This is a genomic window from Cognatundibacterium aquatile, from assembly GCF_014699135.1.
In the GTDB taxonomy this organism is placed as follows: Bacteria; Pseudomonadota; Gammaproteobacteria; order Burkholderiales; family Burkholderiaceae_D; genus Undibacterium; species Undibacterium aquatile.
Genome location: NZ_JACOFT010000002.1, coordinates 469,736 through 491,641 on the forward strand (window position 1 = coordinate 469,736; position 21,906 = coordinate 491,641).

Annotated in this window: 17 protein-coding genes; 8 read left to right on the forward strand and 9 right to left on the reverse strand. The window is 48.8% G+C overall.

What is annotated here, in order from left to right; all coding sequences use genetic code 11:
• Positions 1-158 precede the first annotated feature (158 nt).
• Positions 159-2,165: a M61 family metallopeptidase gene (locus H8K26_RS06430; RefSeq protein WP_190478211.1), complete on the forward strand. Its 2,007-nt coding sequence runs from the start codon at positions 159-161 to the stop codon at positions 2,163-2,165.
• Positions 2,166-2,287: 122 nt separating this feature from the next.
• Positions 2,288-4,360, forward strand: a complete 2,073-nt coding sequence (locus H8K26_RS06435) for a M13 family metallopeptidase (protein WP_390366271.1) — start codon at positions 2,288-2,290, stop codon at positions 4,358-4,360.
• A gap of 333 nt (positions 4,361-4,693) precedes the next feature.
• On the opposite strand, the gene H8K26_RS06440 is transcribed toward H8K26_RS06435, so the two are convergent.
• The 4 genes from H8K26_RS06440 to H8K26_RS06455 all read right to left on the reverse strand — a co-directional run bounded on the left by H8K26_RS06440 (position 4,694) and on the right by H8K26_RS06455 (position 8,270).
• Complete coding sequence (locus tag H8K26_RS06440; protein WP_190478213.1) at positions 4,694-5,329, reverse strand: hypothetical protein; 636 nt, start codon at positions 5,327-5,329, stop codon at positions 4,694-4,696.
• 88 nt (positions 5,330-5,417) lie between these two features.
• The gene (locus tag H8K26_RS06445) at positions 5,418-5,831 is read right to left on the reverse strand and encodes a hypothetical protein (protein ID WP_190478215.1); all 414 of its coding nucleotides are present in this window, start codon (positions 5,829-5,831) and stop codon (positions 5,418-5,420) included.
• Between the two features lie 168 nt (positions 5,832-5,999).
• On the reverse strand, positions 6,000-8,021 hold the full coding sequence (locus H8K26_RS06450; protein ID WP_190478217.1) for an ATP-dependent DNA helicase: 2,022 nt from the start codon (positions 8,019-8,021) through the stop codon (positions 6,000-6,002).
• A gap of 48 nt (positions 8,022-8,069) precedes the next feature.
• Entirely contained in the window at positions 8,070-8,270 is a 201-nt protein-coding gene (locus H8K26_RS06455) for a YdcH family protein (protein WP_186883437.1), read from the reverse strand.
• An 82-nt stretch (positions 8,271-8,352) separates the two neighbouring features.
• Between H8K26_RS06455 and H8K26_RS06460 the strand changes: the two genes are divergently transcribed.
• Positions 8,353-9,153 carry a PP2C family protein-serine/threonine phosphatase gene (locus H8K26_RS06460; RefSeq protein WP_186883438.1) on the forward strand — a complete coding sequence of 267 codons (801 nt, stop codon included), beginning with the start codon at positions 8,353-8,355 and terminating at the stop codon, positions 9,151-9,153.
• A 69-nt stretch (positions 9,154-9,222) separates the two neighbouring features.
• Here the strand turns inward: H8K26_RS06460 and H8K26_RS06465 are convergent, their stop codons facing one another.
• The 3 genes from H8K26_RS06465 to H8K26_RS06475 all read right to left on the reverse strand — a co-directional run bounded on the left by H8K26_RS06465 (position 9,223) and on the right by H8K26_RS06475 (position 12,808).
• Positions 9,223-9,870 (reverse strand): glutathione S-transferase family protein, encoded by a 648-nt coding sequence (locus H8K26_RS06465; RefSeq protein ID WP_190478219.1) that lies wholly within the window; start codon positions 9,868-9,870, stop codon positions 9,223-9,225.
• Between the two features lie 81 nt (positions 9,871-9,951).
• A complete protein-coding gene (locus tag H8K26_RS06470) occupies positions 9,952-11,811 on the reverse strand; it encodes a type IV pilus assembly protein FimV (RefSeq protein WP_190478221.1) in 1,860 nt (619 codons plus the stop codon).
• Between the two features lie 241 nt (positions 11,812-12,052).
• Positions 12,053-12,808 (reverse strand): RNA methyltransferase, encoded by a 756-nt coding sequence (locus tag H8K26_RS06475; RefSeq protein ID WP_190478223.1) that lies wholly within the window; start codon positions 12,806-12,808, stop codon positions 12,053-12,055.
• Positions 12,809-12,965: 157 nt separating this feature from the next.
• On the opposite strand from H8K26_RS06475, the gene H8K26_RS06480 reads away from it, so the two are divergent.
• From H8K26_RS06480 to mutS, 3 genes are all read left to right on the forward strand, one after another.
• Positions 12,966-13,772, forward strand: coding sequence for an inositol monophosphatase family protein (locus H8K26_RS06480; RefSeq protein WP_222611449.1), 807 nt, complete (start codon positions 12,966-12,968; stop codon positions 13,770-13,772).
• Between the two features lie 87 nt (positions 13,773-13,859).
• Positions 13,860-15,245: a DEAD/DEAH box helicase gene (locus H8K26_RS06485; protein WP_190478224.1), complete on the forward strand. Its 1,386-nt coding sequence runs from the start codon at positions 13,860-13,862 to the stop codon at positions 15,243-15,245.
• A 395-nt stretch (positions 15,246-15,640) separates the two neighbouring features.
• Positions 15,641-18,280 carry a DNA mismatch repair protein MutS gene (mutS, locus tag H8K26_RS06490; RefSeq protein ID WP_190478226.1) on the forward strand — a complete coding sequence of 880 codons (2,640 nt, stop codon included), beginning with the start codon at positions 15,641-15,643 and terminating at the stop codon, positions 18,278-18,280.
• 70 nt (positions 18,281-18,350) lie between these two features.
• Here the strand turns inward: mutS and H8K26_RS06495 are convergent, their stop codons facing one another.
• Positions 18,351-18,884, reverse strand: a complete 534-nt coding sequence (locus H8K26_RS06495) for an FKBP-type peptidyl-prolyl cis-trans isomerase (protein ID WP_190478228.1) — start codon at positions 18,882-18,884, stop codon at positions 18,351-18,353.
• A gap of 78 nt (positions 18,885-18,962) precedes the next feature.
• Between H8K26_RS06495 and H8K26_RS06500 the strand changes: the two genes are divergently transcribed.
• The gene (locus H8K26_RS06500) at positions 18,963-20,096 is read left to right on the forward strand and encodes a cupin domain-containing protein (RefSeq protein WP_190478815.1); all 1,134 of its coding nucleotides are present in this window, start codon (positions 18,963-18,965) and stop codon (positions 20,094-20,096) included.
• A gap of 284 nt (positions 20,097-20,380) precedes the next feature.
• Positions 20,381-20,599 carry a hypothetical protein gene (locus tag H8K26_RS18025; protein WP_370527162.1) on the forward strand — a complete coding sequence of 73 codons (219 nt, stop codon included), beginning with the start codon at positions 20,381-20,383 and terminating at the stop codon, positions 20,597-20,599.
• Between the two features lie 117 nt (positions 20,600-20,716).
• Here H8K26_RS18025 and bamC read toward each other — a convergent pair whose 3' ends face one another.
• Positions 20,717-21,877 carry an outer membrane protein assembly factor BamC gene (bamC, locus tag H8K26_RS06510; protein WP_190478230.1) on the reverse strand — a complete coding sequence of 387 codons (1,161 nt, stop codon included), beginning with the start codon at positions 21,875-21,877 and terminating at the stop codon, positions 20,717-20,719.
• Positions 21,878-21,906: the final 29 nt, after the last annotated feature.

Genomic DNA, 21,906 nt, shown 5'->3' on the forward strand with positions numbered 1-21,906 from the left:
TTTGACTAAGTTTTGACTAATTTTCAATTAAATAGTAACTTAGTTTTGGAAACTAATTTTCATTTACGCAGTCCATGTATTGATCGGTAGCCAATATTATCCAAGTCAGAGACCATAAAAAATCCTAAAAGACCTGAGAAACGAAAAGAACCAATTTCATGAGATTGCCCGCCAGTAAACCTTTATCATCAGCGACCGCACTGCCCCCACTCATCGCGCCATTCATTGCACCATTACTCAGCGGTTTCATCATGGCGAGTGGCGCTCTTGCGGCAACGGCGAACGCAGCCGCTGACAATAATCAGGTCAATGCAGGGAAATCTGTCAGTAACATCAACAAAGCCTATCCGGGCGTAGTGCAGTTGATCGTTGATGCCAGCGATCTGGACAGAAAAATTTTTAATATCCGGGCGAGTATTCCGGTCCAAGCTGGCCCGCTGACACTGTATTTTCCCGAATGGTTGCCCGGCAAACATGGCACAAACAGTGCATTAAACCAACTCGCAGGGCTGCGCTTCAGTGGCAACCAGCAAGCCATTGCCTGGAAACGTGACCCATTAAATATGTATGCGTTTCATCTGCAAATTCCTGCAGGTGTCAGCCAGCTCAATGCCGAATATCAGTTTTTATCTCCGACGGAGGATAAATTCGGGCGCGTTACGATGACGCCTGACATCATCGGTGTGCAATGGAATAACATGATTCTGTATCCGGCGGGCGCAGCGTCTGACCAGATCCGGATTCAGCCCACCCTGATTTTGCCGGCCGGATTTCAATTTGGCAGCGCACTGGAACTTGCTGAAAAACGTGAAAATCAGGGGCAACGCCCAAGTCAAAACGAGTTTCAGTTCAAGCCTGTCACCTTGGAAGAACTAGTTGATTCGCCGGTATTTGCAGGGAAATATTTCAAACGTTTTGATCTCAATCCCGGCGCCAAAATACCCGTGCACCTGAATGTGGTGGCGGATAAACCTGAATCGCTGAACGCCACGCCGGAGCAAATCGCCGCGCATCAGGCGCTGGTGCAACAGGCGTCAACACTGTTCGGCTCGCAACATTATCGCCATTACGATTTCTTGCTGTCACTCAGCGACGAATTTTCCGGCATAGGGCTTGAGCATCACCAGTCCAGCGAAAATGGCGTTCGCCCTGGTTACTTCAGCGATTGGGCAAAAAAATCCAGTGGGCGTGATTTACTGGCACATGAATACACCCATTCATGGAACGGAAAATTCCGCCGCCCGGCAGATCTGCTGACACCACATTTCAACACACCGATGCAGGATAGTCTGCTGTGGGTGTATGAAGGCCAGACTCAGTACTGGGGCTATGTATTGGCGGCACGTTCCGGATTGATGAAGCAGGAACACATCCGCGACGTGCTGGCAAACGTGGCCGCTTATTACGATCATCAGAGCGGGCGCAACTGGCGCAATCTGCAGGACACCACCAATAATCCCGTATTTGTGAGCCGCCGCAGTCAAGCCTGGAGCGATTTCCAGCGGGATGAAGATTATTACAGAGAAGGCGCACTACTCTGGCTGGAAGTTGACGCTCAGTTGCGCGCGCTGTCTGCAGAAAAATATTCTCTGAATGATTTTGCCGGCAAGTTTTTTGGTGTCAACAACGGCAGCACCACTCCACTCAGCTACCAGTTGAGTGACATTATCAGCACTCTTAATGAGATACAGCCATTTGACTGGGGGCATTTCCTGCAAGAGCGTCTGGAAGGTTTGCAAAGCAAAACCCCAACTGCGAGCCTGGAACTGGCAGGCTGGAAACTGGTGTACACCGAGAAACCGTCTGAGTATGCGAAAGCAACAGAAGATGCACAGGATGGTGACTTTCTGTATTCACTCGGATTCAGTCTGGATAAAACCGGCAAAATCACTCGCCTGCTGTTAAACAGCCCTGCCGGTAAAGCGAATATCCTGAGCGGCAGTCTGATCATCGCCGTTAATGGCAAAAGCTATAAAGCAGACGCCTTGAAATCGGCGATCACCAATGCCAAAACGCAGAAGCAAGCAATAGAGCTGATCGTCAGACATGGTGAATACTACCGGACGATCAGGCTCGATTATTTTGAAGGATTAAAATACCCGGCATTAGTACGTAATAATCTTGTTCCAGACCGGCTGTCGAAAATACTCACACCGTTAAAATGATCAGTACCTTACGCCAATAATGAGACCGATCACTCAAGCCTCATCTGTTTATTTCTATCGCGCCCAGCCCTTAGGGCGACGATATTTTTATCGTTCCACCCACCGACAGGAGATCACCAAAAGTGAAAACTCAAGCAATTAAAACACCAACATTCAAAGCGCAGGTATTGAGCGCCATTGCATTACTGATCGCTGGGGCTGCCAGTACATCTGCGGCAGAACCTGCCAAAGTCGCGAGCTTGCAGTCAGGTATTGACGTTCAGTACAACGACAAATCTGTCAAACCACAGGAAGACTTTTACCGTCACGTCAATGGCACCTGGCTGAAAAATGCTCAGATCCCATCAGACCGTTCTTCTGCCGGTGCGTTCATGGATTTGCGCGAAGCAGTTGTGCCACGTCTGCATGCCATCATCGACGCCCTGGCAAAAGCCAAGAATGCCAGCGGATCAGATGCGCAGAAAATCAGCGATCTGTACGCCAGCTTCATGGATACGAAAAGTATAGAAGCTGCTGGTCTGAAGCCATTGCAGGCGGATTTTGCCAAAATCGATGCGCTGACCGATAAAAAGCAAATTCCTGTCCTGATGGCGTGGCTCAATCGCATCAGCGTCACCGCGCCTTACGATATTCAGGTGCATCAGGACAATAAAGATTCGACCAAATACGTGCTCGACATCGCTCAGTCCGGTCTGGCCTTACCTGACCGTGACTACTACCTGAAAGACGACGACGCCAAGCTGAAAGATACACGCAGCAAATATCTGAAGCATATCGAAACCATGCTGACGATGTCGGGCGACAAAGAAGCCGCAAAAAATGCGGCGGCGATTCTCGCATTTGAAACAGAACTCGCGAAAGTACAATGGACCAAAGTCGATTTGCGCGATCCGATCAAGGCTTACAATAAAGTCGAGATCAGCAAAATCAATGAACTCACTGCAGGCTACGACTGGAATGCCTATCTGAAAGAACTCGGCGTCACCGGCAAAATTGATTATGTCATCGTCAGCCAGCCCAGCTATCTGGTTGGCATGAACAAGGTATTGCAGGAAACATCGCTCGACACGATCAAGGCGTACTTCAAATGGCATTTGCTGAGCTCGGTCGCCAGCCAGTTGCCTAAGCAATACAGCGACGAGAATTTCGCGTTTTTTTCAAAAACACTGCGCGGTGTTCCTGAACAGGAAATCCGCTGGAAACGCGGTGTTCGCCTGGTCGATTCCGGCATGGGTGAAAGCTTAGGCAAACTGTATGTCGCCAAGTACTTCCCTGCTGACAGCAAAGCGAAAATGGAAAAACTGGTCGCGAATCTGCTGTTAGCTTACAAAGAAAGTATCGATACGCTGGACTGGATGAGCCCGGAAACGAAGAAAGAAGCACAGGCAAAACTGGCGACTTTCACACCGAAAATCGGCTATCCGAATAAGTGGAAAGATTACTCCGCGCTACACATCACCAAAGGCGATGCGGTCGGCAATCTGCGTGCTATCCGTAGTTTCGCTGCACAAACCGAACTCAATAAACTCGGCAAACCGATTGACCGCGACGAATGGGGCATGACACCGCAAACCGTGAATGCGTATTACAACCCGGAGATGAATGAAATCGTCTTCCCGGCTGCGATCCTGCAACCACCGTTCTTCAATCCGAAAGCGGACGATGCCGTGAACTACGGTGGTATCGGTACCGTTATCGGACATGAAATCAGCCACGGCTTCGACGATCAGGGTGCACAATATGACGGCGCGGGTAATCTGCGTGACTGGTGGACAAAAGAAGATCACGTCAAGTTCGCTGCGAAAACAGCCGCACTGGTCAAACAGTACAATGCATTCAGCCCGGTTCCCGGCTACAACGTCAATGGCGAACTGACGCTGGGTGAAAATATTGCCGACAATTCCGGTCTGGCAATTGCCTACAAAGCTTATCAGTTATCGCTTGGCGGCAAACCTGCGCCAGTCATTAACGGCTTAACCGGTAACCAGCGTTTCTTCATGGGTTTTGGTCAGGTCTGGCGCGGCAAATTGCGCGAACAGGAAGCGATCATCCGTATCAAGACCGATCCGCACTCCCCTGGCGAATTCCGCGCCAATGGTTCACTGCGTAATATGACCCCGTTCTACCAGTCGTTCGGCGTCAAAGAAGGCGACAAGATGTATCTGCCGCCAGCAGAACGCGTGTCGATCTGGTAATCAGTCAGCTGATTGTCACACTGCCGTATGACAGCGGCAGCGACAGTTCAATATGAAAAGCCGGGTATAAAAATATGCCCGGCTTTTTTTGTCTGAAGTACTGAATTTGCCTGTCAGCAGACATAGCGTGCGAAGTGTCGGAATTGTCCAACGTCTGCCTGACACACGCCAGCGGCTCGGTAAAGACTAAATGCGAGCCAAATCATACTAGGGGGGAGTATATTTTAAAGCCCTTTATTTATCAGGACATAAAGGCTAAAAACGCAGATACTCCCCTGAAAATGCATTTTTTCCGGAATATTCAGGGTGGTTTCAGCTTGACGCTTGATTGATTCAGGCTGGCGCAGAAGCGCCCAACAAGATAATTCCCGGAATCAGATTGCGCCCATCGGCACCAAGGTATTCGCGGGTTTCGGCTGGAAAGCTCCACGCCATCATGCCTGCCTCCGATGTGCGCAAAGCGGCGATCAGGGCAAAAATATCCGCCTCAAGTCGCTCAGCTGTCGGCGCACAGCTTGCCCGCAAATAGACCGGTAAAAATGCGACGCCGCAGGCCGCTGAGTCTATGCCGTTAAGAGTATGACTTGCATCTTTGACTGCTGACGCCAGAACTTTATTCGCCAGAAAAACAGCCTGCCGTGAACGCAGCGCCAGATATTCCTGTTTCGCCTCGATCAGCTCGCCGCCCTGCGCATCCGAAATCCACAAATCACAGCGCCCCAGCCACTCTTTGGTTGCATGACCGTGCTGGCGGGATTTTCTGGCCTGATATTCTTCCAGTGCCACTCGCCCTGAACGCCAGGCTGCCTGCGCCAGTATGCCGACATTGCTGCGCTCGGTGTACCAGTAGGCCGCATCATCGACTTGCTGCGCAAATTCAACGTGACAGGCAGCCCACGCCTGCAATACTGGCAGCCATGCGGCAAACCTGTCCTGATCCAGAATTTCTGCCCCGACTATCGCCTTCATCTCACCCTGCCAATATCTGTTTATCTCTCGTCATCTTCCATGCAGCTAGCTCCAGCGCAGACAACGTCACTCCGTCATACGGCCGGATTTACTTTGATTCACCGTCAATCTGACGACGCTTCATTTCAGCGACACGAACAATCACATAGGCGACCAGTGCGCAGACAAAAAACAGCAACAGCATCCACGCAATGCCTTGCAAGGTCGCGATGATGGTGCGATAGATTTCGAGTATCCAGCGCTCGAAAGTCAGTTCCAGCAGTTTGTTTTCCTTATCAAATCTCGCTGGCACGATGTATTTTTCAAGCTCGTAAATACGCACGCCCGAAGAAATGCCAACAACCAGAATTGCAAACTTCATGTATTTCAGCCAGGCCGCGCTGATCGCATCCGCGATGATGCGCTTCAGTATCATGTCTATCGGCTGCGTGAACATACGGGAAACGAGTAAAGCAACAGCAATGGCAACGGCAAAAGTCACCAGCAACAGAGTCAGAAACATTACTTATCCTTTTTTATAGGACTTACGCAAAACCGCCCCAGCGGTGTTATGGCTCCTGGCCGTACTATTCGTACTGTCTTCGTCGCCATCCCTCGCCGGGGCAATTTTGCGTCAGTCCTGTTTTTAAAAAAACGTTCAAAAATTTCAGATGTATCAGCGAGGAACACTTTATTCCGGCGTGACTGTGGTCGTTCTGGCTACATGCAGTTTCTCAAAAAAACTGACCACATCGGCCTCTGCACGGGTACGTGCAAACGAAGGCAGACTTTGCCAGATGCGTTTGCCATACGGTTTGGAAATCAGACGCGGGTCGCAAATCATCAGCACACCACGATCCGTTTCATCACGAATCAAACGCCCTGCCCCCTGTTTCAGATTAATAATCGCTTCGGGTAACTGGTGATGAACAAAGCCATTCAGCCCTTTTTTTTCCATCGCAGTGATCCGGGCAGCAAGCACGGGATCGTCCGGCGGCGAAAAGGGCAATTTATCGATAATCACCAATGACAGCGCTTCACCGCGTACATCCACGCCTTCCCAAAAACTCTGGCTGCCAATCAACACGCCATTCCCTGCCGCCCGGAAGCGATCGAGTAACTCTGTCCGTCCGGCATCCCCCTGAACAAACAAGGGAAAATTCAAGCCGCGTTTTTCAAATTCCTCTTTAAATCGCTCGGCGCTGAATTTCACCGCTTTGAGTGTGGTGCATAACAAAAACGTGCGCCCGCCTGCCGCCGCGATCACCGGCAATGCAGCTTCCACTACGGCTTCTGCATAATCACGCGAATTCGGCTCAGGCATGCCGTTTGGTACATATAAAAAACCTTGTTCCTGATAATTAAACGGGCTCGGCCAGGTATGTGCGGGTTCATTCCACAAACCCATTTGCGAGACAAAATGGCTGAAATCATTTTTCACCGCCATCGTCGCCGACGTGAATATCCAGGCGCGGGGCACGCCTTCACGCTGCTTATTGAATATCGGCGCAATCGACAGCGGAGTACGATGCAGTTGTAGCGAAACAGAAAAAGCTTCGACCCATAAGACGTAATCGCCTTCTTTTTCTTTGCCTTTGGGTTCGGCATTCCAGTCGTCAATCTGATCTTGCAGCATGATCGCGCGGGCGCGGCATTGCTCTATCGTTTCAGCACGTTCCGCCTGTTTTTCCAACACGGCAATCATGTCGCTCATGCTGGATTTGAGCGTATCGAGCGCTTCAAAAAACGGGCTGGAAGGTGCAATCTGATCGATAGAAAGACGCACAATATCCTGCGGAAATGCCAGGCGTAAATCACGGGCGGCTCGTTCAACAGGTGCCACCAACTTCGCCCATTCCGCACCATCGCGGGCATGTGATAAGCCTTCCGCAAGAACATCGCGGCAAAGCTCCAGCACTTGCGAGGTCGATACCGTTTCGCCAAAAAAGAGGGTCGCAGTTTCCGGTAACTGATGCGCCTCATCGAAAATCACGGTATTGGCCGACGGCAGCAATTCAGCGATACCAGTGTCTTTCAGCGCAACGTCGGCGAAAAACAAATGGTGATTCACCACCACCACATCTGCCTGCTGCGCTTCCTTACGTGCTTTCATGACGAAGCAATCCTGGTAGTACTGACATTCCGATCCCATGCAGGTATCTTTAGTCGATGTCACCAGACTCCAGACGCTGGCATTTTCAGGTACGCGCGACAGTTCAGATTTATCGCCGCTGCTGGTCGTCTTGATGAAGCGCGCGATGTCGCGCAGATAGCCCACATCTTCACGTGAACTCAGGCGACCGTTCTGCAACGTACGCTCCAAATGATAATGGCACAGATAGTTGGCCCGGCCTTTGAGCAAAGCGACCGAAACCGGCGCCCGCAAGACCTTCTTGATCATGGGAATGTCACGTAAAAACAACTGATCTTGTAAGTTTTTTGTACCAGTTGAAACAATTACTTTCCCCCCCCACAGCAAAGCCGGCGTCAGATAGGCATAGGTTTTACCCGTTCCCGTTCCTGCCTCAGCGAGCAAGGTCTTCTGACCGGCGATCGCAGCCGCCACGGATTTCGCCATTTCTGTTTGCGCCTGACGCGGGCGATAGCCAGCAATGCTGTTACTGAGCGGCCCTGTGGAGCCGAAAATCTGCTCGACTTCGGCATCATGCGATACGTTGGTATTTATCGTACTGGTGGGAGTATTTTCAATCAAAATGCGGCAATCAGAAGCTAAAACAGTAATATTATTGGTAAAAATAACTCAGGCAGGCACATCGGGCATCATTTGCATTTTAAGCAGAGTAATATGATCTTTGAGTTGCAATTTACGTTTTTTCAGGCGACGCAATTGCAATTCGTCGTGTGCAGGATCTGTGGTCAACGTGTTAATTACCATGTCGAGATCGCGATGTTCAACCTCTAACTCAATTATTCGTTGTCGCACTTGTTCAGGATGGCTCATAGCCTTCAGCTTAAAGTAAAATAGGATGAATTCTTGGAAATCAGCACAGGCTGAATTCCGTTAGTGTAATCTACCGAGACGTATGAGCCAATATAAGATCGAAGCTGGCACCGGACAACATATCGGTGACCGCCAGGAACAACAAGACCGTGTCGGCTTATTTGCCGCCACCAATGCACCAGGCTACATGATGGCCGTGGTCGCTGACGGCATGGGCGGAAAAAGCGGCGGCGCACTCGCAGCAGAGCAAGTTGTCCGTACGGCCAAACAATTATTTGATGATTTTTATCCGGGCAATGATGTCCGAGCATTACTCGAAAACATTCTGAACGAAGCACACACCGTCATCAAATTATCTGCTGTATCTTCAGAAAAAGAACCGCACAGCACCTTCGTTGCCATGGTCATCACGCCACAGCAACAAGCGATTTGGGCACATGCCGGCGACTCACGTTTATATCGTTTCAGTGGCCCTAATTTTGTCGAAAAGACCCGTGATCACTCTTATGTAGAACAACTCGTCGAAGAAGGAAAAATTCTTCCCGAGGAAGCCAAGACTCATAAACTATCGAACATACTGACGAATGTGCTTGGTTCAACCACCACGCCGCCTTACATCACTTTCGGTCAATACGATGGCTTAAAAGCGCACGACAGCTTTTTACTCTGCTCCGACGGCCTCTGGCATTACTTCGATGATGCAGAACTGTCTGCCGCCGTTGCCGCAAATTCACCAAGACAGGCTTCTGAATTACTGATCAGGAAAGCCCGAGATCGTGGTACGCCACGCGGCGACAACTGCACATTTGCCATTGTCAAATTAGTTGTGCCGCCTGCAGAGGTCAAAAACTATACCGTGCAGAAAATGCGCAGAGCGATATAAGCTTGAAAATTACAAATAAAAAAGGAAGCAATGTTGCTTCCTTTTTTATCGCCATAGTCTGGCCAACTTCTATTTTTTCTTACTCGCAAATAAAGCCTGATTGACTTTACGATCAGCGTTCACGGTTTGCATGTGCGGTCTTGCATTCATTCTTGCCAGATATTCCTTTACGGGTAAATCGGTCAAAAAATCACGTCCGTAAATCGCTTTCGTCGCCAAGGAAATTAATGGCAAATGGCACACCGCAACGCAATCCGCCATGGTGAATTGCTCTCCCGCGATGAAATGCTCAAATTTCGCCAATTGGGCAAATGCAGAAACGTGTCGTGTCAGCTGTTTCTCCACGCGAGTCTTCACTTCATCAGAAACCTGTCCGCCAAAAAACGCCTGTGGATACAATTCGCGTGCGAGCAACTCCAGATGCAGCTCCATAAACACGATCAGCTCCCTGACTTTTGCCGCTGCAAACGAATCTGCTGGTAACAAAGGTTTTTCTGGATACGCTTGTTCTAAATAATCAAGGATGACCTGAGATTCGCACAGCGCACCCTGCTCAGTTTCGATGTAAGGAACTTTGCCGAGTGGCGATTTTCGCAGCAAGTCCGGGGAGCGATCAGTCCAGACAAGAACTTCCTCGAACGGGATATCTTTTTCAAGTAAAGCCAGTTTCACTTTATTGTAATAATTACTGACTGCAAAACCACAGAGCTTAATCATTTTCTGACCTCGTAACTGATACGGATTAATACGTTTTGATAGCGTTGACGGCGAAGCTAAGACAGTTTCGCCAAATAGATTTTATGGATTTATTTTGAAATCGATATTCTCAAAATTAATCACATTCGTGTCAGCATCCGGTTCCGCTTTAACAGCATCCGCATGCAATTCGACATTCGTTACTTTTTGCCAGCCTGACGTGTCTTTGTCGGGTCTCATCCGGTCCAACTCATTGGCAACGGATATCAACAACAAAATATCGCGGTACACGGGCAACTCAAATCCCATACGCTTACCATCGCGATCATCAACCAGCAAACTTTCGAGGAACGGCAATATGTTACTAGTATTCCAAAGGGTGCATATTTTATTCATCAGATGTTCAAAGTCATCCAGATGACGGGTTGGCAAACTCAGCGGATCAACTTCAAACTCAGGGACATTCGCGTTAAAGAAAACAATAAAGCGATCGCGCAACGTGTCGTATTTTTCCTTATTTTTCGTGACGCGGTAAAGATCCAGCAAATATAACCAGGGCACAGGGGAATCAGGACGTTCCTGCTCAGCTTGCGGCTCCAGAATTTCAATCGCACGTTCAGGGTCGTTCACCGACATCCAGAACTCCGCTTCCTGCGTCACATCCGAAATTTCTTCGACTTTCAACGAGCTGGCACGTGAAGAGAAGAAGTTAAAGGTGCTGCTATTGGTATCTTCAAGAGAAGGTGTAAAAGCGCGGGCAGTTCCCGACACGGCATCGAGCGCCGCGGCATGGTCAGCCGGTCCTGTTTTGACTGATGCCGGAACCGACGCAACTCCAGCTTGCTCAGATAAGTTTTTTAACAGAACCGAGCTATTCATACCATTGACCGTTGTTGGCCCATAACTCGCCTGAACGTCATTCACCAGCTCTTCTATATTTTTCTTCTGATCCTGACCAAGTTTAGGTTCGTCCTGCTCCCACCATGTTGATGCATAACGTTTATGTAAGCGTTGAATATATACAAAAAGCAAACCAATAATCGTCAGCCCGGCAAGTATCAACGCGCCGAAAACGTAGAACCAGGGTTTGGCAACTGCCGCATCTTCTATTTTTTCGAGCGCAGCTTTGTCTTGTTGAATCGTGTGCTTTAACTGAATTGCTTCCTGCTGAAGAATTTGTATTTTCTTCTGATCCGCGGTATTTTTTTCTACTGAGGCAGGCGGATTTTCTCCGCGCAACATCGCGGCAAATTGTGCCTGCGCGAGGCGTAGTTCCGCGATATTTGGAGCATCAGCCTTGCGCTGCTCATCAGATACAACAGACAAGCTGTCCGCCATTTTCAGGCCGGCAGGAAGCAGTTGAACATCAGCTTCATCAGACAGTTTTAAAGCATCCCGCGTGGCACTGGATGCGCGTACTGAACGGTCTTTCTGCGCAGCCTGAGGGGGGCTCTTTTTTGTTTCAGGTGCAGGATTTGCCGCAACTGAGGGGCGCAGTGGTTCTTTTCTGATTCGTCTGGACTCTTTAGCAGTCGGGACGTCAGCGCCGGGTGCCATGCCATCATTCTGACTTAGCAGAGGCAAATTGAGGTTTTTGCCAACAGAACTAAATTCCGGCGGATCAAGCAATATCAGATAATCGCGGTGCAACTGAACTTCGCAGCCTACACTTAAGACCACCTTCAGCGCAGGCTCTAAGAGATTTTTTCGTGTCGATAAACTGAGAATGCGCTTATTTCCCTGGGTTGACATTCCCAGGTTAACTACGGACAGTAAGTCGCCGTCAGTGGTCTCAACCAGCGCTTTAAAACAATGGATATCTGCATCTTGCGCATCGGCACCAGTCACATCTAACTGCGCCTTCAGCGGTTGTCCTAAACCCGATTGAACCCGCAAGCCACCAACACCAAGAGCATGAGCCGACCCTGCCGAACTGGCCGCAATGACGCTGGCACATATCAAGGAAAGGGACGACCTTGGAAAGGGAGCAAAAATAATAATTTCCTCAACGAAAATGGAACAGCATTCTGACGATATGTTTAAATCACAATCTTACTGTCGTTATAACAAAACTAGTTACAACTGAAAATACTAAACAGGAAACAAACTAGCTTTAAAGCAAGTGATTTCATGATATTTATCAATTCAGACAACAAATTAAATAACAAATGATCTGAAAGCATCCCCTATTCCATTAATCACCTTACTTTTGCTGCTGATCCAGAATTTTCTTGGCGATCCCGCGCAAAATATTCACTTCCTCCAACTCTAAACGAGCGCGGGAAAAAAGCCGCTTCAAACGTGGCATCAGTTTTTTAGGGTGTGCTGGATCTATAAAATCAATCGCAACCAATGCCTGTTCAAGATGGGAATACATGCCCTCAACCGCTTCATTGCTCGCTGTTTGCCCTTGAAATCCGATTTGGGGGTCGGTCACAGTCAATTGCATCGCGACTCTGGATTCGTACGCCAGCAACTGTATTGCCTGCGCCAGATTTAAAGACGAGTAAGCGGGATTCGCAGGTATATTTATTAACGCCTGACAATTCATGACAACTTCATTTGGCAAGCCATAACGCTCGCTGCCGAAAATAAAGGCCACATCACCACCTTGACGGTGAGCGACACTCTCCGCCAATTCCCTTGGTGTAACGACAGGCGGGGAAAACTCACGCAAACGGGCGCTGACGGCCGCAACAAGATCGCAACCGGCAAGTGCTGCCTCAACAGTCTCAACGATACGGGCAGATTCAAGAATATCCTGCGCCCCACTGGCAAAAGCAATTGCCTCAGGATGACTCAGCACGTCCGGATATCGTGGCCTTACCAGCACCAGATTGGTAAAACCCATGGTTTTCAGCGCCCTTGCCGCGGCACCGACATTGCCCGGATGACTGGTTTCCACCAGTACAAAACGCAGGCGTTGAAAAAGAGATGTGTCAGTTTCAGTCAAGTTCATTTAAAATAGCATCATTCAGCGTTGATTATTTTTTGGTTACGTGCTTTCGCCGGGCAAAAGACAATTGCGCACGCTCTTTATCATTTTTGTGTAGCAAACCAGTTTCTCTCATATTGAGATGAGAGTTCTCGTTTGCCGTCATTTTATCGGAAACTATATGCACCCAATGCTCAATACGGCGATTAAAGCCGCTCGTCGCGGCGCGACATTAATCAACCGCGCTTCATTTGACCTCGACCGCGTCAGTGTCACTGAAAAACATTTCAATGATTTTGTCACAGAAGTCGACCAGGCCGCAGAAGCTGCCATCATTGAGGTGTTGAAGACAGCCTACCCTGATCACGCAATACTCGCAGAAGAATCAGGTGCCTCCGCTAATTTGCACGACGAAAATGATTATGTCTGGATCATTGATCCTCTGGATGGAACGACCAATTTCATCCACGGCTTTCCACAATACTGCGTTTCGATTGCCTTGCAACATCGTGGCATCATTACGCAAGCAGTCGTCTACGACCCTACCCGCAACGAATTATTCACCGCCAGCAAAGGCGCTGGTGCTTTCCTGAATGAAAAACGTATCCGTGTCACCCGCTGCGACAAGATCGCAGACGCGCTGATCGGCACTGGTTTTCCTTCACGTGATTTGTCAGGCCTGGATCAGTACATGGAGATGTTCAAAGTAATGACAGGTAAATGCCAGGGACTGAGAAGACCAGGCTCTGCTGCACTGGATCTCGCCTATGTTGCGATGGGTCGCCTTGATGGCTTCTTTGAAAAGGGACTGGCACCGTGGGACGTTGCTGCCGGCTCTTTGCTGATTACCGAAGCCGGTGGTATTGTCGGCACATTCTCTGGCGAATCAGATTATCTATACAAAGGTGATGTACTTGCCGGCACACCTAAAGTTTTCGGACAGATGGTTAATTTATTGCAGCCATTTGCAGCATCGGCAACAAAATAATATCTCTTACGCTCCGGATGCCGGAGTGCCATCGTCACCAGACTGGCAATAACCAGTCTGGGTTTTAAAGAAAATCTACAGAAACACATGCCCTCATTCAACGAACTCGGATTATCCGAGGACATTCTTCGCGCTGTCAGCGAACAAGGTTACACATCCCCCACGCCGATTCAACAACAAGCAATTCCAGCGGTCATTCAAGGCGGGGATCTGCTGGCTGGTGCGCAGACCGGCACTGGTAAAACAGCTGGTTTTACGCTGCCGATTTTGCAGCGTCTGTCGACCTCAGCCAATGCACCTAAGGACAAGACAAGCCGTCGCCCTATTCGTGCATTGGTGCTGACACCAACGCGGGAACTGGCAGCCCAGGTGCAGGAAAGCGTGGAGCTTTATGGGAAATTTTTGCCGCTGACGTCAGCGGTGATCTTCGGTGGCGTAGGGATTAACCCGCAAATCAAGGTATTAAAACATGGCGTCGATATTCTGGTAGCGACACCGGGGCGACTTCTGGATCATCATCAGCAAGGAACGATCGATCTGCGTAGCATCGAAATCCTGGTACTGGATGAAGCGGATCGTATGCTGGATATGGGTTTCATCCACGACATTAAAAAAGTGTTGGCGATCCTGCCGCCAAAACGCCAGAACCTGTTGTTCTCTGCGACTTTTTCTGATGACATCAAAGCACTTGCTGACCGGCTGTTAAACAATCCAGCCATGATAGAAGTTGCCCGTCGTAATTCGACGGTTGAAGTGATTGCGCAAAAAGTGCATCCGGTTGACAGAGATAAGAAACATCCACTGTTAGCACACCTCATCAAGACACATGCATGGTCGCAGGTGCTCGTATTTACACGCACTAAACATGGCGCAAATAAGCTGGTAGAGCAATTAGCCAAAGACGGTATCGCTGCGATGGCAATTCATGGCAACAAAAGTCAGTCTGCACGCACCAAAGCTTTGTCTGAATTCAAAGATGGCAGCCTGCCAGTGTTAGTTGCTACCGATATTGCTGCGCGCGGTATTGATATCGACCAATTGCCGCATGTCGTCAACTACGATCTGCCGAATGTACCCGAAGATTACGTACACCGCATTGGGCGTACTGGCCGTGCCGGTGCGAGTGGTGAAGCAGTATCGCTGGTTTGCGTGGACGAGTTCAAATTACTTGCTGATATTGAAAAGTTCATCAAGCGTCAGATTCCGCAAGAAATTATTGATGGCTTCATTCCTGATCCACACGCAAAAGCACAGCCAATTCAATTGCGTAGTTTTGAGGGACGCGGAAATGCGCCCGCAAACAGGGGGGCGCGTTCGCCAGCAGGCAACAAACCGGCGCAGGCACGCACACCAGGCAAAACATCCGGTGCGGCACCGGTCCGTGACGGCGCGGGAAAGCCTCGCCCACAAGGAAACCGTCCGGCAGTAAAACAATCTACACCTCGCCGCTCTGGCGGTCGCGGTAACGGTTAATTATTTAACTCATATCGCAAAACGAAGGGAGCAGGAAGATTAGGTACATTTTCCTGCTCCCTTCGTCGCTGTTGAACTCCGCATCCCGATACATTTCACTCGCGTCTTACCTGCTGCACTTATGCCAGCCAATGCAATCTTTCCATTCCAACTTGCAACACGTATTCTGCACAGCGAAGTCAATAACATCCTGGCTCACCTGCACACAACTCCGGCGCAAACATGCACGACTCACGAAAAAATTTTTCGTATTCCGAACCGGATCAAGCGCATACAGGCACAAGCATAGACCACTGTCATCGTCTATGATAAGGTGCGCAACGAATTTGATCTGACAAATCCGGGAAATCCGGACAGACGAAACTAAAAAAATAAATCGAATAAAAATAAGCAATATGACCGCAAAAGAAACGCAACATACTCCCATGATGCAGCAATATCTTGGCATCAAAGCTGATCACCCAGACACGCTGGTGTTCTATCGCATGGGCGATTTTTATGAACTTTTTTTTGACGATGCTGAAAAAGTCTCACGCCTGCTTGGCATCACGCTGACCCAGCGCGGCAGCTCCGGAGGCAATCCTATCAAAATGGCAGGCGTGCCATTTCACTCATTAGAACCCTATCTCGCCAAACTGGTGAAAATGGGCGAATCTGCGGCAATTTGCGAACAAATTGGTGACCCCGCCACCAGCAAAGGGCCAGTTGAACGCAAAGTCATGCGCATCATCACACCGGGCACACTGACCGATACGGATTTGTTGCCTGAAAAATCAGAACGACCGCTGCTTTCGCTCTGCCTGTTGCAACACCGGAAAACCGTCACTGCGGGGCTGGCATGGCTATCCTTAGCGAGTGGTTCGCTGAAACTCATGGAATTTTCAACTGATGAAAAATCACTGTTTCAGCGCCTGCAACAAGAATTAGAACGCATCTCTCCGGCTGAGATTTTGCTCTCTGCGGGCACCCTTTTACTGGATGAACACTACGAACAGTTACCGGGCAAATTCTCTGAAGTGCCCGACTGGCACTTTGATCTCAAGCAAGGGCAAAAAGCCTTACAAGATCAAATGGGCACCACAACGCTGACAGGTTTCGGTGCAGACAATCTGAGCGCGTCCTTAGGTGCATCCGGGGCATTATTGCGATACGCTGAAAACACACAAGGCCGAGGCTTGAAACATGTCAACAGCCTAAGCGTCGAAAGTGAACATGAGTTTATAGGTCTCGATACGGCAACCCGGCGCAATCTTGAACTGACAGAAACACTGCGCGGTCAAGAATCGCCAACCCTGTTTTCACTGTTAGATCATTGCCGTACCGCGATGGGTTCCCGTTTACTCAGGCATTGGCTGCATCACGCTAAACGCGACCAGACTATTGCAGCGGGACGACACAGTTCTATCAAAGCCTTAATTCAGGCTGACTCTACCGATGGGCTGGCGACAACCCTGAATGCGATACCGGATATAGAACGGATCACGACCAGGATTGCGCTGCAGTCGGCACGTCCGCGCGATTTATCCGCACTCAGGGATGGCCTGCAACATCTGCCTAACCTGCGCAATTACGTCAGCATGTGCATTGCCGATAATCAGACCAGTGTATTGACAAAGATATTGTCAGATTTAGCAACGCCTGCAGATTGTCTTGATTTATTGGAACGAGGGCTGATGCCTTTGCCATCCACCATGGTCAGGGATGGCGGCGTCATCGCGAATGGCTTTGACACCGAATTAGATGAGTTACGCGCCTTATCGGAAAATGCAGGTCAGTTTCTGGTACAGCTGGAAGCTTCAGAAAGAGAACGCACTGGCATCGCCAATCTGCGCGTCGAATATAACCGTGTACATGGCTTCTACATTGAAGTGACGAATGGTCAGAGCGATAAAGTGCCGGAGAACTATCGCCGTCGTCAGACGCTGAAAAATGCCGAGCGCTACATCACGCCAGAACTCAAAGCATTCGAAGACAAGGCGCTGTCAGCCCAGGAGCGAGCCTTAGTGCGCGAAAAAATGTTGTATGAAAAATTGTTGCAAGAGCTATTGCCACACATCAGCTCTCTCCAGGCAATCGCACATGCCATCGCTCAACTCGATACTCTGGTCAGTCTCGCTGGACACGCAAGCAAAAACAACTGGTGCGCGCCTCAACTCGTTAATGAGCCTATTCTACAAATCAAGCAAGGTCGCCATCCTGTTGTAGAGAATCAGATAGAGCGCTTTATCGCGAATGACTGCGACCTTTCCGAACAACGAAAACTGTTGCTGATTACCGGCCCTAATATGGGCGGTAAATCGACTTTCATGCGGCAGGTTGCGCTGATCACCCTGCTCGCTTATATCGGTAGCTATGTACCTGCGAGCTCTGCTGTTATCGGTCCAATTGACCGCATCTTCACTCGCATAGGCGCGGCGGATGATCTCGCTGGCGGACGCTCGACGTTCATGGTGGAAATGACGGAATCTGCCGCGATTCTAAACGGTGCGACGGAAAATTCTCTGGTGCTGATGGATGAAGTCGGACGCGGTACATCGACGTTCGACGGACTGGCGCTCGCCTGGGCAATCTCGAAACATTTAATCCAGGTATCGAAAAGCCACACCTTATTTGCGACACATTATTTCGAGTTAACGCAATTGCCGGAACTTCACCCAAGTGCTGAGAATGTTCACTTATCTGCAGTAGAGCATAAGGAGAACATCGTCTTTCTGCATGCGGTACAGCCGGGGCCTGCATCACAAAGCTATGGCTTACAAGTCGCTCAGTTAGCGGGAATTCCACAAAGCGTTATACGCTCTGCCCGCAAACACCTGACCGAACTGGAAGCGCACTCGATACAATCGACATCACAATTTGATTTATTTTCCTCATCATCCGTTTCAGTCGAAACGGCGACAGAGGTCGCGGTGATTCCTGCAGAGCTACAAGAATTACAGAACACGATAGAATCAATCGACCCTGACAGAATGACGCCAAGAGAAGCGCTCGATGCACTTTACGAACTCAAATCACTGATCAGACAAGCCAAGTAAAAAAAACCGCACTCAGGTGCGGTTTTTTTATGCGCCAACAGAAAAAATCTGTGCCAGCGGGATGCAATGATTAATGTATCTGATGACTACGGTATTCATCACCCATACCATCATCCTCGTCGTCATGATGCCCATGAGCGCCATGAACGTGACCATGCGCGACCTCTTCATCCGATGCCTCACGCACAGATTCAACTGTCAGCGAAAATCGCAACGCAATCCCTGCAAGCGGATGATTGCCATCCAGAACAACCTTATCTTCAGCAATATCAGTCACGGTAAAAATAAGCGCCTCGTCTTCTTCGGTTTCTTCCGGCATACCTTCAAACTGCATACCGACCTCTATAGGTGATGGAAACCGGTTACGCGGCTCTACTTTGACCAGTGCCGCATCATAGTCACCAAACGCATCTTCGGGATTTAATTGAATGACGGTGCTGAAACCAGCTTCTTTACCTTCTAAAGCTTCTTCGATTTTCGGGAAAATATTATCGTAGCCGCCGTGCAGGTAAACCATAGGTTCCTGACCTTCCTCGATCAGATTGTCTTGTGCGTCTTTTAATGTATAGCGCGCAGTAACAACCGAATTTTTGACAATCTTCATACGATATCCTTAAAAAATATATTCATGCACGATTATACCTGTCTGGAACAGCGGCGCAGGCAAGCCTATAATGCCGGAATGAAAAAAACCACCTCCCCCCTCGCCCTGCTGGGCAACATCAGTCCGGAACAATTCCTGCGTGACTACTGGCATAAAAAGCCATTACTTATCCGCCAGGCGATCCCCGGATTTAAAGCTCTGCTGACCCCGGAAGAATTATTTGAACTCGCATCGCAAGAAGATACCGAGTCAAGATTAATTACCTTCTTTAAGAAACACTGGGAAATGAAATCCGGCCCGATAAAACAGGTTCCGATCAAAGAAAAGAAAGACTGGACGCTATTAGTTCAGGGTGTCAATCTGCACAATCAACAAGCCGATGAACTGTTGCGACAATTCCGTTTCATACCAGATGCGCGCCTTGATGATCTGATGATCAGCTATGCAGCAGATGGTGGCGGCGTCGGCCCGCACTACGATTCCTACGATGTCTTTTTATTACAAGCGCATGGTCAGCGGCGCTGGAAAATCGGTGCGCAGCAAGATTTATCTCTTGTCGAAGGAATGCCGCTCAAAATTCTTAGCAACTTTAAACCTGAAGAAGAATTTGTTCTCGAACCAGGAGATATGTTGTACTTGCCGCCGCAATATGCGCACGACGGCGTTGCCATCGGCGAGTGCATGACATATTCGGTTGGTTTCCGTGCTCCGGCGTTTCAGGAGTTGGGTGAAGCTTTCCTTCACTTCATGTCTGAATCGATAGACTTACCCGGTCGTTATAGCGACCCAGATTTGAAAGCAACAACAAAACCTGCCGAAATCGGTAATGAATTACTGGGAACAGTGGCAGAACAAATCGCCAAAGTTCAGTTTACCGCTGACGATATCACTATTTTTCTGGGTGAATATTTATCAGAACCAAAGCCTTCGGTATTTTTCACATCCCCGGAAAAGCCTTTATCTCCTAAGCGCTTTGAGCAGGCAGCGCAAAAAAAGGGAATTAAATTATCGTTAAAGTCATCGATGTTATACAAAGGTAAGCATGTTTTTATAAACGGCGAGTCATTTGCAGTCAGCAAAGATGACAAAATCCTTTTAAATAAACTGGCGAATCAGCGCTTCCTTGACGGCGACGAGTTATCTTCCGCTTCGGCAGACGTCATGGAAGCATTTTGCTTGTGGTACGAAGACGGATGGTTAGAATTACGATAACTGATCTTTTTCGGCGTTGACTAAAGTCAGAGAATTGAAAATTTCGTCAAAAAATATCGCTGAATTTAGTTCTTTATTGCAAATATTCAGGAAATTAAGTGCAATTCGACAGCAAGACCTATTCCATTGCCTGAAAAATCATTATAATCATGGGTTAGGAAACTTTCGAAGGTAACGAGTAGTATTTCGGAGCCTTCGGGTAAGCCTATAGAGCGATAATTACCGGTAATTATTCATCGCAAAATTTTGATCTCATTTTTGATCTACTTATTTGAAAGTAAAACATGAAAAAATCACTCTTGCTCGTATCCCTGTTAGCAATCGCTTTGGCTGCTTGCGGCAAAAAAGAAGAAGCAGCTCCAGCTCCAGCAGCAACTGAAGCAGCAGCTCCAGCATCTGCACCAGCAGTAGAAGCACCAGCAGCAGCTCCAGCTCCAGCAGCAGCATCTGATGCAGCAGCAGCTCCAGCAGCTTCCGCTACAGCAGCTCCAGCATCTAAGTAATTTTTAATTACTTATAAAGCCGACCTTCGGGTCGGCTTTTTTTTGCCTAAAATGTTTTCGCAGGCATAAAAAAAGCACAGGGTTTCCTGTGCTTTTTTTATTAAATAAAGAACAGAATTATTTTAACTGGTCGTTTAACAACTGCAATATTTTGGTTGCGACGGGCGACGAATCAACTTTACCTTCGTTGTTATGCACGGAAATATGGCTGACAGCTCCGTTCGATGCGTTCTTCACCAAGATGCGATATTTTTTAGCATCGTTTGATTTATCGCTGGAACCAAAAGAGAATAATTTCGAGAAGAACCCTTCGCTTGCGCCCTTGGTTTTTGCATCAATATCCTGATCGATATAGCGAACAAAATACAATCCCTGCGAACGATCACGATCTTCCACAGTGAAGCCGACGCGATCCAGTGCCAGTCCGACACGACGCCAGGAGCGATCAAACCCTTCATCAACCTCAACATAACTTGATTCACCAGCCTTCAACAGCTGAGCACGCGGTTTAACATTCGCAGCCGGTGCCTTGACAGCGGCCTTGACAACTTCAGCGTCAGTACCCAGACGCGCCATCAGCCTGGATAAGAACTCCGCTTCCAGATCAGGATCAGCAGGACGGGATGTCCAGGTAGCGCTGTCTTTTTGCGCCCCAGTCAACACTTCCTGCGCACCGCGGTGACTGATGTAAATCTCTACCTCGCCATTAGATCCGCGCTCCAGTCTGGTACGGAATTTATCGCGCTCACCAGTCGAATACAAGGAGTCAATCACCTTACCTAAAGTACTGCGGATAATATCCTGAGGAATTTTGGCGCGATTTTCAGCCCAATCAGTTTCCATCACACCAGCTTCCTGATTTTCGACATTAATCAAAAATCCAGATTCTTGCCAGAAATCTTTAATTTGTGGCCACAGTACTTCAGGGGTCTGGCCAACAACCAACCAGCGCTGCGAGCCGTCGCGGACGATTCGCATACCTTTAATCTGCGTTGGCGCAATCGTCGCGGCAACAGAGGAGGCTTTTACACCTTTTTCAAGATTGTAGCCCGATGCAGTCGCGCTGCTTTTATTGGCATCAGGAATGGCAAAGCGGTTATCGCGGCGTATCTGAGTCAGATCAGGAGGGACTTCCAGGGACGCGGTTGTTACCTTACCTGCACTTTTGTAATCAATCTTGTTCGGCTCAATCATATTGCTAATAGAGCTGCAACCAGTCAATCCAACTAACGCTACTGCGCCAATGATCCCATTTTTAGCAACAAAGCTTTTTGCCATGTGAAAGTCCCTACTCATTATCGTCAATC

Coding starts and splice junctions, on each gene's coding strand:
- H8K26_RS06500 (WP_190478815.1), top strand. CDS start 18,963: ATGAAAAAAACCACCTCCCCCCTCGCCCTGCTGGGCAACATCAGTCCG.
- bamC (WP_190478230.1), bottom strand. CDS start 21,877: ATGGCAAAAAGCTTTGTTGCTAAAAATGGGATCATTGGCGCAGTAGCG.
- H8K26_RS06445 (WP_190478215.1), bottom strand. CDS start 5,831: ATGTTTCTGACTCTGTTGCTGGTGACTTTTGCCGTTGCCATTGCTGTT.
- H8K26_RS06430 (WP_190478211.1), top strand. CDS start 159: ATGAGATTGCCCGCCAGTAAACCTTTATCATCAGCGACCGCACTGCCC.
- H8K26_RS06475 (WP_190478223.1), bottom strand. CDS start 12,808: ATGAACTTGACTGAAACTGACACATCTCTTTTTCAACGCCTGCGTTTT.
- mutS (WP_190478226.1), top strand. CDS start 15,641: ATGACCGCAAAAGAAACGCAACATACTCCCATGATGCAGCAATATCTT.
- H8K26_RS06480 (WP_222611449.1), top strand. CDS start 12,966: ATGCACCCAATGCTCAATACGGCGATTAAAGCCGCTCGTCGCGGCGCG.
- H8K26_RS06440 (WP_190478213.1), bottom strand. CDS start 5,329: ATGAAGGCGATAGTCGGGGCAGAAATTCTGGATCAGGACAGGTTTGCC.
- H8K26_RS18025 (WP_370527162.1), top strand. CDS start 20,381: ATGAAAAAATCACTCTTGCTCGTATCCCTGTTAGCAATCGCTTTGGCT.
- H8K26_RS06465 (WP_190478219.1), bottom strand. CDS start 9,870: ATGATTAAGCTCTGTGGTTTTGCAGTCAGTAATTATTACAATAAAGTG.
- H8K26_RS06485 (WP_190478224.1), top strand. CDS start 13,860: ATGCCCTCATTCAACGAACTCGGATTATCCGAGGACATTCTTCGCGCT.
- H8K26_RS06495 (WP_190478228.1), bottom strand. CDS start 18,884: ATGAAGATTGTCAAAAATTCGGTTGTTACTGCGCGCTATACATTAAAA.
- H8K26_RS06460 (WP_186883438.1), top strand. CDS start 8,353: ATGAGCCAATATAAGATCGAAGCTGGCACCGGACAACATATCGGTGAC.
- H8K26_RS06455 (WP_186883437.1), bottom strand. CDS start 8,270: ATGAGCCATCCTGAACAAGTGCGACAACGAATAATTGAGTTAGAGGTT.